Origin of the sequence: Rhizobium pisi, from assembly GCF_003938655.1 — a bacterium.
In the GTDB taxonomy this organism is placed as follows: domain Bacteria; phylum Pseudomonadota; class Alphaproteobacteria; order Rhizobiales; family Rhizobiaceae; genus Rhizobium; species Rhizobium pisi.
Map to the genome: position 1 here is coordinate 79065 of NZ_RJJT01000001.1, position 12322 is coordinate 91386.

Genomic DNA, 12322 nt, shown 5'->3' on the forward strand with positions numbered 1-12322 from the left:
CGGCGGTGGGGTATGAGAGGCTGAGATAGCGTAGCATCGGCGGCCGGCGACGGGCATCAAGAGATGGTGATGGGCCAGTGAGTGGGGAAGGGTGCGATCCGCTGAGCGGGTGGCTCAGTCCGCTTACTTGACCGCGCGCACACTCACCTCCAGCGCCCGGCCGGCTTTCCAGCCGTTGATCGCCGCCCCGAGCCCGAGCGCGACGAAGAGAACCGCGCACCAGGAAAAGCTTCCGGTCCAGCCCCTGATAAGGCCAACGATGAGCGGGCCGACGGCGGCGAGGAGATAACCAACGCATTGCGCCATACCGGAAAGATGGGCGGCGACATCGGGATCGCGCGAGCGCAGCACGATCGTCGTCATGGCGGCGGCGATCAGCCCGCCCTGGCCGATGCCCTGCAGCACCGCCCACAGCCAGACCATCGAAAGCGGTGCGAAGAGCAGGCCGAGCAGCGCGGTGACGGCAACGCCGCAGAGGCTTGCATTGATCAGCCGCTGGTCCCGGCCGCGCACGGCGATATGCGGCACGATAAGGCAGGACGCTGCCTGCACCATCACCGACAGCGAAACTATCGCACCGGCGGTGACGCCGTCGATCCCGCGTTCGCGTAAGATCGGAACTAGCCAGCCGAAAACGCAATAGGCAAGCGCGGATTGTAGCCCCATGAAAAGCGTCACCTGCCAGGCGAGCCGGTCCCGCCAGAGGCCTTCGACACGAAAGCCGTTTCGCCTTGTCTGGCTGCCGCTACGAAGAACCTGAGGCAGCCAGATGAGGCCGACGATCAGCGCCGGCAAGGCCCAGGCAGCGAGCGCGCCTTCAAGGGAGCCGCCGAGTGCGTATTCGATCGGCAGCGTCAGCCCGGCCGCACTTGCCGCGCCGGCGCAGAGCGCCATCGTGTAGAAGCCGGTCATCAGCGCGGCACGCGTTGGGAAGTCCCGCTTCACCAGCCCCGGCAGCAGCACGTTGGCGACGGCGATGCAGGCGCCGGCAAGCGCCGTGCCGATGAAGAGCAGCGGCACGGAGGAAAGCCCGCGCAAAGCAGTGCCGAGCGCGAGCAGCAGGAGAACACAAAGCAGCGTGCGTTCCGAACCGATGCGCTGGGCAAGGCGAGGCGCAAGCGGCGAGAAAGCGCCGAGGCAGACGACCGGGAGAGTCGTCAGCAGGCTGGCGCCAAGCGCGCCGAGGCCGAGTTCGGAACGGATTTCCGGCAACAATGCGGAGGCGCTCGAGAAGACCGGGCGCAGATTGAAGGCGATCAGCACGAGGCTCGCGCCGAGCAGGAAACGATCTGCCCCACCCCGCACCGACGTTGCCTGCGGCTGCGGAAGGCTGCCGGCCTCTGCGTCTACAAGCAGTTCGTCGGCCGCCTCAAGCATGCTGGTGGCATGGTTGGAAGGCGTGTTCATGAGAGGAGCATCCGCTCAAGCGCGGCAAGCACCGGCGCCATGAAACGGCGCACCGCCGCATCCGCCTTGTTGGGATCGCCGGTTTCGATCGCATCGACGATATCGGCATGCGCCTGCATGTCAGGTTCGGGAATGTCGTTGCCAAGCGTCGCGGCGATGGTATCGGCGATCGAGGTGGAGAAGAAATCGTAGATCTCGATCATCGCCCGGTTGCCGGAAGCGGCAATAACGGCCTTGTGGAAGGCAAGGTCGCGTTCGATGAAGGCTGCCCGATTGCCGCCATCATAAGTGCCACGTTCCGCAAGCAGCCTGCGAAGCCCGGCAATCATCTCCGGTGTCTTGCGCATCGCCGAGAGCCGGGCGGCCTCGACGTCGAGCGCCAGGCGGGCCTCGAACTGGTCGCGCAGGCTGGCGCGCCGCGCCATCGTCAATGGCCGGCCGGCATCGCGGGTCGAGCGGACATAGGTTCCCGAGCCCTGCCGTGTTTCGAGATAACCCTGAGAGACGAGAACCCGCACCGCCTCGCGCACCGTGCCTCGGCTGATGGAAAGCATGGCCGAAAGCGAGGCTTCGTTCGGCAATTTCTCGCCGACCGCCCAGCGTTTGCCGAGAATGTCGCTGCGGATCGCCTCGATTGCCTCGTCCGCGAGATTGGTCTTGCTGAGCGCTCGCATCCCATTACTCATTAAGTCATCAGATGACTTAATGAGTAATGGGATTACGATCTTCCGTCAACGGCTGAAATCCAGGCAATAAATAAAAAGGGCCGCCTCAGCGACCCTTTCCATGAGTTTGGCCTCGAACTGGCCTGGACTGTCGATGCAGCCCTAGGAAGGCGGGTTTTAGAGCGAGGGCTGCCTCGCCTTCATCACCTCTTCCATGCCCGTTACGAGGTCCGAAATCTCATTAGACATTGGATCACCTTCCTTTCGTTCTGTTGCTGATAGGCCAAAGGTAGGCCGATTCTTCGCAGATGCAAGAAAAAATGCGCTCAATGTGCCGCCTTGATGAAGGTGCCGTTCTGCAACTCATGCATGGCCTTCATGATTTCCTCGCGTGAGTTCATTACAATCGGGCCGTGCCAGGCGACGGGCTCCTCGATCGGCTTGCCTGAGACAAGAAGGAAGCGGATGCCCTGGTCGCCTGCCTGCACCGTCACTTCGTCGCCGCTGTCGAAGACCACGAGCGTGCGGTTGCCGGACATGTCACGGATGTTCAGCTCTTCGCCGTTGACTTCCTTCTCAACGCGCACGCCGAAGGGTTTCGATGCATCGCGAAAGGTGCCGGAGCCGGCGAAGATATAGGCGAAGGCGTTGCGGTAGGTATCAACCGGCAGGCGTTTCTTCTTGCCTGGTGGTACCGAGACGTCGAGATAGATCGGCTCGGCGGCCACACCGTCCACGGGACCGGCCTTGCCCCAGAAATCGCCGCAGATCACTCGCACGGCCGTGCCGTCATCATCGACGACGACAGGAATGTCGGCGGATTTGACGTCCTGATAGCGCGGCGCCGTCATCTTCAGCGAGGAGGGCAGGTTCGCCCAGAGCTGGAAGCCGTGCATGCGGCCGGCGAAATCGCCCTTCGGCATTTCCTGGTGCATGATGCCGCTGCCGGCCGTCATCCACTGGATGTCGCCGGCGCCGAGCAGGCCGCGATTGCCGAGGCTGTCGCCGTGCTCGACGGTGCCGGCGAGCACGTAGGTGATCGTTTCGATGCCGCGATGCGGGTGCCAGGGAAAACCGCGGATATATTCCGCCGGATTGTCGTTGCGGAAATCATCCATCATCAGGAAGGGATCGGTCATCGCGGGATCGCCGAAGCCGAAGACGCGGTGCAGCTTCACACCGGCGCCTTCCATGGTTGGGGTGGCGGTACTCTCATATTTGACGGGGCGGATCGACATGGCGTCCTCTCAAAGGTTCAACTTGGCGTCGAGTATAGCCGTCAGGCCGCCGGGCGCGAAGTCCGCGGCGCGGGCAACGCAGTGTTCACAAAAGAACACAGCGGTTCGCTGAATTTGAAGAGGCCAGGCGTCAAGAAATCGTCATGTTTCACTTGCAAACCGGCCGGGCGTTAAGCTGTTATTAGCGACGACATTCGACAATTCAGTTGCGTTTTCAGCATTTCCCGCCCTGAGGCGGGTTCCGGAGCAAGAAAGCCATGTGTCGCTGGGCAGCCTATCGCGGAGACCCCCTCTATCTCGAAGAGCTGGTATCTTCGCCCGCCCATTCCCTGATCGAGCAGTCCCATTGCGCCACCCGCGCCAAGACCTCGACGAATGGCGACGGCTTCGGCATCGCCTGGTATGGCGACAGGCCCGAGCCCGGCCGCTACCGCGATATCCTGCCGGCTTGGTCGGATTGCAATCTGAAGAGCCTGGCGCGACAGATCCGTTCGCCGCTCTTTCTCGCCCATGTCCGGGCCGCGACCGGCGGCGGTACGCGACGCGACAATTGCCACCCCTTCACCCATGACACCTGGTCCTTCATGCACAATGGCCAGATCTCCGGCTTCGAGCGCCTGCGCCGGCCGATGGAGGCGATGCTCGACGACGAGCTGTTCAATGCCCGCTGCGGCACGACCGATTCCGAGTTGATGTTCCTGCTGGCGCTGCAGTTCGGCCTGCGCGAGGCCCCGATCGCCGCGATGGCTGAGATGATTGGTGTCGTCGAGGATCTGGCCGAAAGCATCATCGGCTCGATCCTGCTGCGCTTCACCGCTGCCTTCTCCGACGGCAAATCGCTTTATGCGGTCCGCTATGCCACCGATCGCAAGGCGCCGACGCTCTATGCCTCGCCTGTCGGCGCTGGCTATTGCCTCGTGTCCGAGCCGTTGAACGACGATGTCGATGCCTGGGCGGAAATTCCGGACGGCAGCGCCGTCACCGTCGGCAAGAACGGCATCGATGTCGCGGACTTCCGACCGGAAAAACGCAGTGCCGCGAAACCGCAGCGCGTGGCTATTCCTGCCTGAGCCGCTCGCGATCGGCTGAGCCGCTCGGGACTAGTCGAGCTGCCTGGCGATCAGCGCCGCGAGCCTTTCGGCAACCTCTTCCTTCGTGAGGTCAGGCCATTGCTCGACGCCGTCGTGGCGAACGAGTTTAACGCTGTTGCGGCTGCCGCCCATGATGCCGGTTGCGGGAGAGACGTCATTGGCGACGATCATGTCGGCGCCCTTCCTCTCGAGTTTCGCCTTCGCATTGCTTTCCACATCCTGCGTCTCGGCGGCAAAGCCGATCACCAGTTTCGGCCGCATCGTATGATGGCCGACGGTCTTCAGGATGTCGGGATTTTCGGTCAGCGCCAACGTCGGAATGGATTCGCCGGGATGCTTCTTCAGCTTCTGGTCGGCTGCCGAAGCGACGCGCCAGTCAGCCACCGCGGCGACCATCACGGCGATGTCGGCCGGCAGTGCCGCAAGCACGGCATCGCGCATTTCTTCCGCCCGCTCGACATGCACAACGCTGACGCCGAAGGGATCGGCGATCGTCACCGGCCCCGATACCAGCGTCACCTCCGCCCCGAGCTTTGCAAGGGCCGCGGCGATAGCATGCCCCTGCCGGCCGGAGGAGCGGTTGGCGATATAGCGCACCGGATCGATCGGCTCGTGCGTCGGTCCCGACGTAACGATCGCCTTTCGTCCCTTGAGCGGCTCTGCTCCGTCGTCGAGCAGTGTTTCGGCGGCCGCCACGATTTCGAGCGGTTCCGCCATGCGGCCGAGCCCGGCTTCGCCGCCTTCCGCCATCTCGCCGGCCATTGGCCCGACGAAACGAATGCCGTCCGCCTTGAGTGTTGCCGCATTGCGCCGGGTCGCCGGATGCGCCCACATGGCCGGATTCATCGCCGGTGCGGCAAGCACCGGCCTGTTGGTCGCCAACAGCACCGTCGAGGCGAGATCGTCGGCAAGCCCGTTCGCCATCTTCGCCATCAGGTCGGCCGTGGCGGGCGCGATGAGCACGAGGTCGCAGTCGCGCGCCAGCCTGATATGGCCGACATCCTGTTCGTCCTGCCGCGAAAACAGATCGAGGAAGACGTGGTCCGCCGCCAGCGCACCGACCGCAAGCGGCGTGACGAATTCCTGAGCGCCCTTGGTCATGACAGGGCGCACGCTCGCGCCGCGCTCGCGCAGCCGGCGGATCAGATCCAGGCTTTTATAGGCGGCGATGCCGCCGGAGATGATGAGGAGGATGCGTTTGCCGCTGAGAGCCATGGCTTTTCTACCCGTCGCCTTATTGACTGGCCCTGACCCTAAGGCTTTGGCGGAGAACATGCAATCGCGGGAACGGCACCCATCGGCCGTAGCCGGCGGGTGCCGCTCCATTCATGTCGCTGTCAGTTTCCTGGGCTCAGAGATTGCTCATCCCGCCGTCGATGATCAGTTCGCTGCCGACGATATAGGCGGCCTCATCGGAGGCGAGAAAGACGATCGTCTTGGCGACTTCGCCGGGGGTTCCGAAGCGGCCGACGGGGATCTGGGCTTGGATCTGCGCGGTCATCGCCTTGGAATCGGCTTCCGATGCGCCGAGCTTGCTGTAGAGCGGCGTGGCGATCGGCCCTGGGCTGACGGCGTTGACGCGGATGCCGCGGCCAATGAGTTCGCCCGACAGCGTCTTGGCAAGTGTCAGCAACGCACCCTTCGTTAGGGAATAGACGCTGGAGTTCGGCATGCCGATATGAGCGTTGATCGAGGTGTTGAGCACGATTGAGGCCTGTTTAGAAAAGATCGGCAGCAGCGACTGGATCAGGAAGAACGGCCCCTTGACGTTGATATCAACCGACTTGTCGAAGGCGGCTTCGCTCCACTGTTCCAGCGGCCCGAATTCGGCGACACCGGCATTGACGAAGAGGATATCGAGCGTGCCGAAAGCTTCTTTCACCGTGTCGGCGACGGCCTTCTGGCCGGCCGCATTGCCGGCATCGGCCTGGATGACGATCGCTTTGTCGCCGAGTTCGCGACGGGCTGCTTCGACGCTTGTGGCACTGCTGCCGGTAACGACGACACGGGCGCCCTCGGCGATGAATTGGCGGGCGGTTTCGATGCCAATGCCGCTGGTGCCGCCGGTGATGAGGGCTGTCTTGTTCTGAAGACGTGACATGATGAAGCTCCTTCGATGGGATAGTGGGCCGCAGCCCCGTTGTTGATCAATGGGAGGAATCGCGCCGGGCCTTTGTCAGGTGCGGGTAATCGAAGCGCCACCGTCGACCAGCGATGCCGTGCCGGTGACGAAGCTCGCATCGTCCGAGGCGAGGTAGAGAACCGAGCGGGCAAGCTCTTCCGGGGTTGCGACGCGTTTCAGCGCATGCAGGTTCGTCACGAAGGCCTGCTTATCAGGCGTATCGTTCATGTCCCGATACATATCGGTATCGACGGCACCCGGCAGGACGGCATTGACGCGCACGCCTTGCTGGCCGAATTCGGCGGCGAGCGCCTGCGTCAGGCCGATCAGGCCGGCTTTGCTGGCGGCATAGGCGGCGACGCCGGGAAAGGCGAAGCTATAGCCCACGAAGGTCGAGGTGAAGATCACCGAGCCGCCGCCATTCTTCACCATTTCACCGATCTGGTGCTTGGCGGCGAGGAAGGAGGCGGTGAGATTGATCGCCAGTGCCTCGCTGAAGCCTGCTTCCGAGACAGCGGTGCTTGGACCGGCTTCGCCAAGCGTGCCGGCATTGTTGAAGGCGATGTCGAGCTTGCCGTAGTTCGTCACGGCGGCGGCGACCAGCGCCTTGTGATAATCTTCCGAGCGCACGTCACCGGCAATGGCGATGGCGTCGCTGCCCTCTGCCTTTATCTCCGCGACGAGGCTCTCGAGTTCGCGCTCGCGGCGGGCGCCGACGACGACCTTGGCGCCTTCGGCGGCGAAGAGCTTTGCCGTGGCGCGGCCAATGCCGGAGCTTGCGCCGGTGACGATCGCGACCTTGTTGTTCAAGCGGTCCATGGTTCCATCTCCTGCGTTTGAGGTGAGGCGGCCCTTGCCGCCCTTTTCGATGAAGGGAAGATGGCATTTTCCATTCGTTCGGATTAGTCTCCTGATCGGGGAACTCGAATTCGGAAAAGCCGAACGATGATCAGGATCGAAGGTATTGCGGCTTTCGTCGCCGTGGTCGAGGCAGGCTCGGTCAGCGAGGCGGCCCGACGGTTGCGGCTGTCCAAATCCGTCGTCAGCGAAAGGCTGGCGGAACTGGAGAAATCGCTCGGCGGCATGCTGCTGCACCGAACGACGCGCAAGCTCACCTTGACGGAGGATGGCACGGTCTTTCTGGAGCGTGCCACGCGCATCGTGCGCGAGATCGAGGAAGCCGCGGCCGACATGGCGGAGCGGCGCGGAACGCTCTCCGGCCCGATCCGCATCGCCGCCCCCGTCACCTTCGGCCGCATGCATCTCGGTCCGGCGCTCTATCCTTTTCTTGCGGAGCATCCCGATATCGAACTGACGCTCGATATCGATGACCGGCGCGTCGACGCATCCTCGGACGGCTACGACGCCGTCATCCGCAATGGCCCGATCGCCGACAGCCGGCTGGTCGCCTGGAAACTCGCGGAGAGCCGCCGTCTTCTCTGCGCTTCGCCGGATTATCTCGCCCGCGAGGGAATTCCCTCGTCGCTGGCCGACCTGAACGGTCATCGCGGTCTCTTCTACACCAATCGCGGCGTTGCCGACTGGCGCTTCCAGACGCCGGAGGGTGCGATCGTCGTTCGCGCGAAACTGGCGCTCGGTATGAACAATGGCGATATGCTCCGCGATGCCGCGATTGCGGGGTTGGGCATCGCGCTGCTGCCGGCCTTCATCGCCGGCCCGGCCATTCGCGAGGGCCGGCTTGCCGAAATCGATGTCGGCCACAGACCGGAGGCCGAGTTCATCTATATGGCCCGTCCCGAGGGCCGAAATCCTTCCGCCAAGCTTCGCGCCATCGCCGATCACCTGAAGAAGAGTTTCGGCGATCCACCCTATTGGGATCCGGCGGGTTAATTCATGAACCGAGCAGGCTCATCAGGTTCTCGGTGACCGGCGAGCGATGCGCCACGGCCCGCAGCTTCTCTCCAGCCTCATGGGTTCGGGGGGCGGCTGGTTCTTCGCGGTTGAAGACTGGGCCGCCGTCGTTATCTTCACGCTTGCCCTGCTGGCGCTGGCCTTTGCCTCCGCATGTTTTGCCCAGCATTTCGCGAGGAGAAAAGCATGATCCGCATCGACCGCCTTGACCATCTGGTGTTGACCGTCGCCGATATCGCGACCACCTGCGATTTTTATGCCAGTGTCCTCGGCATGTCGGTCGAAACCTTTGCGGAAGGCCGCAAGGCGCTAAAATTCGGCACGCAGAAGATCAACCTGCACCGGGCCGGCCACGAATTCGATCCCAAGGCGAAACATCCAATACCGGGTTCCGGCGATCTTTGCTTCATTGCAGTGACGCCGCTAAACGAAATCATCGCTCATCTCAGGGCCTCCGGCATCCCGATAGAAGCCGGACCGGCCGAGCGCACCGGCGCGACAGGGCGCTTGCGCTCCGTCTACATCAGGGACCCCGACGGCAATCTCGTCGAAATCTCCAATCCTATTGTCTGACCGCGTTCGAGAATTTTCAGCATAGCCGCTTGACGGACGATTACGCGTCCATTATTTAACCTATAAGTTAATTAACTTGCCGGTTAATAAAATGCAAGATGATGTACTCAGCCGGACCTTTTCAGCGCTTGCCGATCCGACCCGCCGGGCGATCATGGCGCGTTTGGTTTTGGGCGAAGCCTCGGTCTCGGAACTCGCCGAACCCTTCGATATGTCGCTGGTCGCCGTGTCGAAACATCTGAAGGTGCTTGAGGGAGCCGGCCTGATCTCGAAGGGCAGGGAGGCGCAATGGCGCCGCTGCCGATTGGAGGCAATGCCTCTGAAGGAACTCGACGACTGGCTGGAGACCTACCGGCGCTTCTGGAGCGAAAGCCTCGACAAGCTGGAATCCTATGCAGCAAACCTAAAACAAAGGAGGAATGACAATGAACGTGACGAGTGAAGCAAAAGCTTCCGGCCTGAGCCGCGAGATCCTGCTCGTCAGGGATATCGACGCCCCGCGTGATCTCGTCTTCAGCCTCTGGACGGAGCCGAAGCACCTGCTCCACTGGTGGGGCCCGCATAATTGTTCGGCCCCCTCCGTCTCCGTCGATCTGCGTGAAGGCGGCGCCTGGCGGCACTGCATTCTCGGTGCCGACGGCAAGGAATATTGGAGCCGGGGCACCTATCTCGAGATCAGCCCGCCCGAACGGCTGGTCTTCACCTTCGCCTGGGAAAATGAAGATGGAAAGTCCGGGCACGAGATGCACGTGACCATCGAATTGGCGGAAAGCGGCGAAGGCACGCGCCTCGTCTTCCGCAAGCGCGAACTGCCGAGTGATACTGAATTCAAGCTGCAGTCGGAGGGCTGGGTCGAGGCGCTGGAGAAAGTTGCCGCCTATGCCGAGGCGCAAGCCAAAGGGAGCATGTGATGAAGAAGATCTATCACGGAAGCTGCCACTGCGGCGCCGTCACCTACGAGGCGAGCCTCGATCTCTCGGCAGGTACCTTCCGCTGCAACTGCTCGATCTGCAGAAAGAAACGGAACTGGCTCGCCGTCGCAGCACCCGAGGATTTCCACCTCACCGGCGGCGCCGACAATATCGGCGAATACCAGTTCGCCTCCCGCAAGCTGCATCATCTCTTCTGCAAGACCTGCGGCATCAGTTCCTATGCCTGGGGCGAAAACGAGAAGATCGGCACCTTCTACGCTGTTTCGGTCAATTGCCTGGATGATGCCAGCCCCGACGAATTGATCGAAGCTCCGATCGCCTTCGTCGATGGTCTCCACGACTGCTACGACGCCTCACCAGAGGAGACGCGGCATCTTTGATGCGGGGAGCTATTCTTCCCCGCGTCAGCCAAGCCGGATATAGGGCACGTCCTTCTTCGCGACCTCATCCAGCGCCTCCTCGTAACCGGCATCGGCATACCGCATGACGCCGAGTGCCGTATCGTTGGTCAGCGCATGGTCGAGCCGTTCGTCGGCGTTATCGGTGCCGTCGGCGATGACGGTGACGCCGCAGCTCGTCATGTAGCCGGCATAGCCGCCGCCGCCGGAATGGACGACGACGAGATCGGCCATCGAGGAGCAGAGCATCATCGCATCGATCAGCGGCCAGTCGGCAATCGCGTCGGAGCCGTCCTTCATCCGCTCGGTCATGATGTTGGGATGCGCCATGGCGCCGGCGTCGAGATGATCGCGGGAGAAGGCGACCGGGCCTTTGAGCGTGCCGTCTGCGACCAGCGCGTTGACACGTCGGGCCAGCGCTGTGCGTTCGCCATGGCCGAGCCAGGCGATGCGTGCCGGCAGCCCCTCGAAGGGCACGTGTTCGCGCGCCAGCCGGATCCAGTTGGTGATGATCTTGTTGTCGGGGAACATCTCAAGCAGCAGGTCGTCGATGCGGGCGATATCGCTCTCCTCGCCCGACAGCGCCATCCAGCGGAACGGGCCGATCGCCCGGGCGAACAACGGCCTCAAATAGGCTTCGGTGAAGATCGGGATATCGAAGGCATTGGCGACGCCGCCTTCGCGGGCCTGCGTGCGGATCAGATTGCCGTTGTCGAAGACTTCGGAACCCTTCTTCTGGAATTCCAGCATTGCCGTCACATGTTCGACGATCGAGGCGCGGCTTGCCGCCATCAATTGTCCCTGGCCGTCGTCCCGCAGACCCTTGACCTGGTCGAGGTTCATGCCCTTCGGCACGTAGCCATAGACGAGATCGTGCGCCGAAGTCTGGTCGGTGACGATGTCGGGTACGATCCCGCGTCGCGCAATCTCGGGATAGACCTCCGCCGCATTGCCGACGAGGCCGACGGAAAGCGCCCGCTTTTCCTTCACCGCGGCGCCGATCATTTCAAGCGCGGTGTCGAGATCGGGTGCGATCTCCTGGAGATAGCCGATCTGCTGGCGCTTACGCGCCCGCTCCGGGTCGATGTCGACGCAAAGGATGGCGGCCCCCGCCATGCGGCCGGCGAGCGGCTGCGCTCCGCCCATGCCGCCGAGGCCGGCCGTCAGCACGAACCTGCCGCGGAGGTCGCCGCCGAAGCGACGCTCGGCGATACGCATGAAGATCTCGTAGGTGCCCTGGATGACGCCCTGGCTGCCGATATATTGCCAGGCGCCGGCAGTCAGTCCGCCCCAGCAGATCAGTCCCTTGCGCTGCAACTCGTAGAACACCTCGGCCTTTGCCCATTGCCCGACGATATTGCAGTTTGCCATGATGACGAGCGGCGCCTTGGCATGGGTCCGCACCAGCCCGATCGGCTTGCCGGACTGGATGAGCAGCGTCTGATCTTCTTCCATCTCGGTCAGTGCCTTGACGATGCCCTCATGCGCCGCCCAGTTCCGGGCCGCCTTGCCGAGCGCGGCATAGACCACGAGATTGTCAGGATCTTCACCGACCGACAGCACGTTTTCCAGAAGCCGCAGCAGCGCCTCCTGCCGCCAGCCCTTGGCGCGCAGCTCCGGTCCGCCGGGGATGGGAAATTTCGGATGACGCGGATTGGCCTTCGGCATGGGATATCCTCCTCGATCTCTCGTTATTTTGCCGGCAGGCTTTCCACATGAGCGAGCGCAGCATCAAGCAAGCGCCGTCTCAGGGCGTCGTCGCCGTAAACCTCGGCATTGGCCCGCACCCAGCCATGCATGACACGTTCGCCTGATAGCATCTGGATCACGCCCGGCAGCGCCAGCGCCCAGCCATCATTGCCCTTGCCGAGACGGACCAGCATGCCGTCATTGCGCGCGCCGCAGAGAAGGTTGCCATTCAGCATGAAAGCCCAGCCGCCGAACATGGATTTCTCGGCAAGGCCTGGCCGGTCGCCGAGTTCTTCGCGCAGCAGTTCTTCGAGACCGTGATCGCGCGCCATGGC

The 12322-nt window shown here is 63.0% G+C and carries 14 protein-coding genes and 1 pseudogene; 7 read left to right on the forward strand and 8 right to left on the reverse strand.

The window, feature by feature from the left end; translation table 11 throughout:
* Positions 1 to 123: 123 nt before the first annotated feature.
* The 3 genes from EFD55_RS00445 to EFD55_RS00455 form a co-directional block, all read right to left on the reverse strand.
* The gene (locus EFD55_RS00445; protein WP_125841914.1) at positions 124 to 1407 is read right to left on the reverse strand and encodes a CynX/NimT family MFS transporter; all 1284 of its coding nucleotides are present in this window, start codon (positions 1405 to 1407) and stop codon (positions 124 to 126) included.
* Entirely contained in the window at positions 1404 to 2081 is a 678-nt protein-coding gene (locus tag EFD55_RS00450) for a FadR/GntR family transcriptional regulator (protein WP_125841916.1), read from the reverse strand. Before EFD55_RS00450 ends, EFD55_RS00445 begins: the two co-directional genes overlap by 4 nt.
* A 317-nt stretch (positions 2082 to 2398) precedes the next feature.
* Positions 2399 to 3310, reverse strand: a complete 912-nt coding sequence (locus tag EFD55_RS00455; protein WP_125841918.1) for a pirin family protein — start codon at positions 3308 to 3310, stop codon at positions 2399 to 2401.
* 257 nt (positions 3311 to 3567) lie between these two features.
* On the opposite strand from EFD55_RS00455, the gene EFD55_RS00460 reads away from it, so the two are divergent.
* A complete protein-coding gene (locus tag EFD55_RS00460) occupies positions 3568 to 4380 on the forward strand; it encodes a class II glutamine amidotransferase (protein WP_125841920.1) in 813 nt (270 codons plus the stop codon).
* A 30-nt stretch (positions 4381 to 4410) separates the two neighbouring features.
* Here the strand turns inward: EFD55_RS00460 and coaBC are convergent, their stop codons facing one another.
* From coaBC to EFD55_RS00475, 3 genes are all read right to left on the reverse strand, one after another.
* Positions 4411 to 5616: a bifunctional phosphopantothenoylcysteine decarboxylase/phosphopantothenate--cysteine ligase CoaBC gene (gene coaBC / locus EFD55_RS00465; protein WP_125841922.1), complete on the reverse strand. Its 1206-nt coding sequence runs from the start codon at positions 5614 to 5616 to the stop codon at positions 4411 to 4413.
* A 136-nt stretch (positions 5617 to 5752) separates the two neighbouring features.
* Entirely contained in the window at positions 5753 to 6502 is a 750-nt protein-coding gene (locus EFD55_RS00470) for an SDR family oxidoreductase (RefSeq protein WP_125841924.1), read from the reverse strand.
* Positions 6503 to 6577: 75 nt separating this feature from the next.
* The gene (locus EFD55_RS00475) at positions 6578 to 7342 is read right to left on the reverse strand and encodes an SDR family oxidoreductase (RefSeq protein ID WP_125841926.1); all 765 of its coding nucleotides are present in this window, start codon (positions 7340 to 7342) and stop codon (positions 6578 to 6580) included.
* Positions 7343 to 7468: 126 nt separating this feature from the next.
* Between EFD55_RS00475 and EFD55_RS00480 the strand changes: the two genes are divergently transcribed.
* The 6 genes and pseudogenes from EFD55_RS00480 to EFD55_RS00505 all read left to right on the forward strand — a co-directional run bounded on the left by EFD55_RS00480 (position 7469) and on the right by EFD55_RS00505 (position 10280).
* Positions 7469 to 8374, forward strand: a complete 906-nt coding sequence (locus tag EFD55_RS00480) for a LysR family transcriptional regulator (protein ID WP_125841928.1) — start codon at positions 7469 to 7471, stop codon at positions 8372 to 8374.
* A gap of 70 nt (positions 8375 to 8444) precedes the next feature.
* Positions 8445 to 8585: pseudogene (locus tag EFD55_RS00485) on the forward strand (MFS transporter); the annotation flags it as partial.
* Positions 8582 to 8968 (forward strand): VOC family protein, encoded by a 387-nt coding sequence (locus EFD55_RS00490; protein ID WP_125841930.1) that lies wholly within the window; start codon positions 8582 to 8584, stop codon positions 8966 to 8968. The pseudogene EFD55_RS00485 and the gene EFD55_RS00490, both read left to right, overlap by 4 nt.
* A gap of 91 nt (positions 8969 to 9059) precedes the next feature.
* On the forward strand, positions 9060 to 9410 hold the full coding sequence (locus EFD55_RS00495; protein WP_125841932.1) for an ArsR/SmtB family transcription factor: 351 nt from the start codon (positions 9060 to 9062) through the stop codon (positions 9408 to 9410).
* Positions 9394 to 9879 carry an SRPBCC family protein gene (locus EFD55_RS00500; RefSeq protein ID WP_125841934.1) on the forward strand — a complete coding sequence of 162 codons (486 nt, stop codon included), beginning with the start codon at positions 9394 to 9396 and terminating at the stop codon, positions 9877 to 9879. Before EFD55_RS00495 ends, EFD55_RS00500 begins: the two co-directional genes overlap by 17 nt.
* Positions 9879 to 10280, forward strand: coding sequence for a GFA family protein (locus tag EFD55_RS00505; RefSeq protein ID WP_125841936.1), 402 nt, complete (start codon positions 9879 to 9881; stop codon positions 10278 to 10280). The genes EFD55_RS00500 and EFD55_RS00505 overlap by 1 nt, the downstream gene beginning before the upstream one ends.
* A gap of 24 nt (positions 10281 to 10304) precedes the next feature.
* Here the strand turns inward: EFD55_RS00505 and ertB are convergent, their stop codons facing one another.
* Together ertB and EFD55_RS00515 are read right to left on the reverse strand one after the other, a co-directional pair.
* On the reverse strand, positions 10305 to 11966 hold the full coding sequence (gene ertB / locus EFD55_RS00510) for a thiourocanate hydratase (RefSeq protein ID WP_125841938.1): 1662 nt from the start codon (positions 11964 to 11966) through the stop codon (positions 10305 to 10307).
* 23 nt (positions 11967 to 11989) lie between these two features.
* Complete coding sequence (locus tag EFD55_RS00515; protein ID WP_125841940.1) at positions 11990 to 12319, reverse strand: TfoX/Sxy family protein; 330 nt, start codon at positions 12317 to 12319, stop codon at positions 11990 to 11992.
* Between the last annotated feature and the right edge of the window lie 3 nt (positions 12320 to 12322).

What these genes read in the sequence shown, in the direction of transcription:
- EFD55_RS00460 (WP_125841920.1), top strand. Translation starts at nt 3,568, where the DNA reads ATGTGTCGCTGGGCAGCCTATCGCGGAGACCCCCTCTATCTCGAAGAG.
- EFD55_RS00490 (WP_125841930.1), top strand. Translation starts at nt 8,582, where the DNA reads ATGATCCGCATCGACCGCCTTGACCATCTGGTGTTGACCGTCGCCGAT.
- EFD55_RS00455 (WP_125841918.1), bottom strand. Translation starts at nt 3,310, where the DNA reads ATGTCGATCCGCCCCGTCAAATATGAGAGTACCGCCACCCCAACCATG.
- EFD55_RS00515 (WP_125841940.1), bottom strand. Translation starts at nt 12,319, where the DNA reads ATGGCGCGCGATCACGGTCTCGAAGAACTGCTGCGCGAAGAACTCGGC.
- ertB (WP_125841938.1), bottom strand. Translation starts at nt 11,966, where the DNA reads ATGCCGAAGGCCAATCCGCGTCATCCGAAATTTCCCATCCCCGGCGGA.
- EFD55_RS00480 (WP_125841928.1), top strand. Translation starts at nt 7,469, where the DNA reads ATGATCAGGATCGAAGGTATTGCGGCTTTCGTCGCCGTGGTCGAGGCA.
- EFD55_RS00475 (WP_125841926.1), bottom strand. Translation starts at nt 7,342, where the DNA reads ATGGACCGCTTGAACAACAAGGTCGCGATCGTCACCGGCGCAAGCTCC.
- EFD55_RS00495 (WP_125841932.1), top strand. Translation starts at nt 9,060, where the DNA reads ATGCAAGATGATGTACTCAGCCGGACCTTTTCAGCGCTTGCCGATCCG.
- EFD55_RS00500 (WP_125841934.1), top strand. Translation starts at nt 9,394, where the DNA reads ATGAACGTGACGAGTGAAGCAAAAGCTTCCGGCCTGAGCCGCGAGATC.
- EFD55_RS00505 (WP_125841936.1), top strand. Translation starts at nt 9,879, where the DNA reads ATGAAGAAGATCTATCACGGAAGCTGCCACTGCGGCGCCGTCACCTAC.
- EFD55_RS00450 (WP_125841916.1), bottom strand. Translation starts at nt 2,081, where the DNA reads ATGCGAGCGCTCAGCAAGACCAATCTCGCGGACGAGGCAATCGAGGCG.
- coaBC (WP_125841922.1), bottom strand. Translation starts at nt 5,616, where the DNA reads ATGGCTCTCAGCGGCAAACGCATCCTCCTCATCATCTCCGGCGGCATC.
- EFD55_RS00445 (WP_125841914.1), bottom strand. Translation starts at nt 1,407, where the DNA reads ATGAACACGCCTTCCAACCATGCCACCAGCATGCTTGAGGCGGCCGAC.
- EFD55_RS00470 (WP_125841924.1), bottom strand. Translation starts at nt 6,502, where the DNA reads ATGTCACGTCTTCAGAACAAGACAGCCCTCATCACCGGCGGCACCAGC.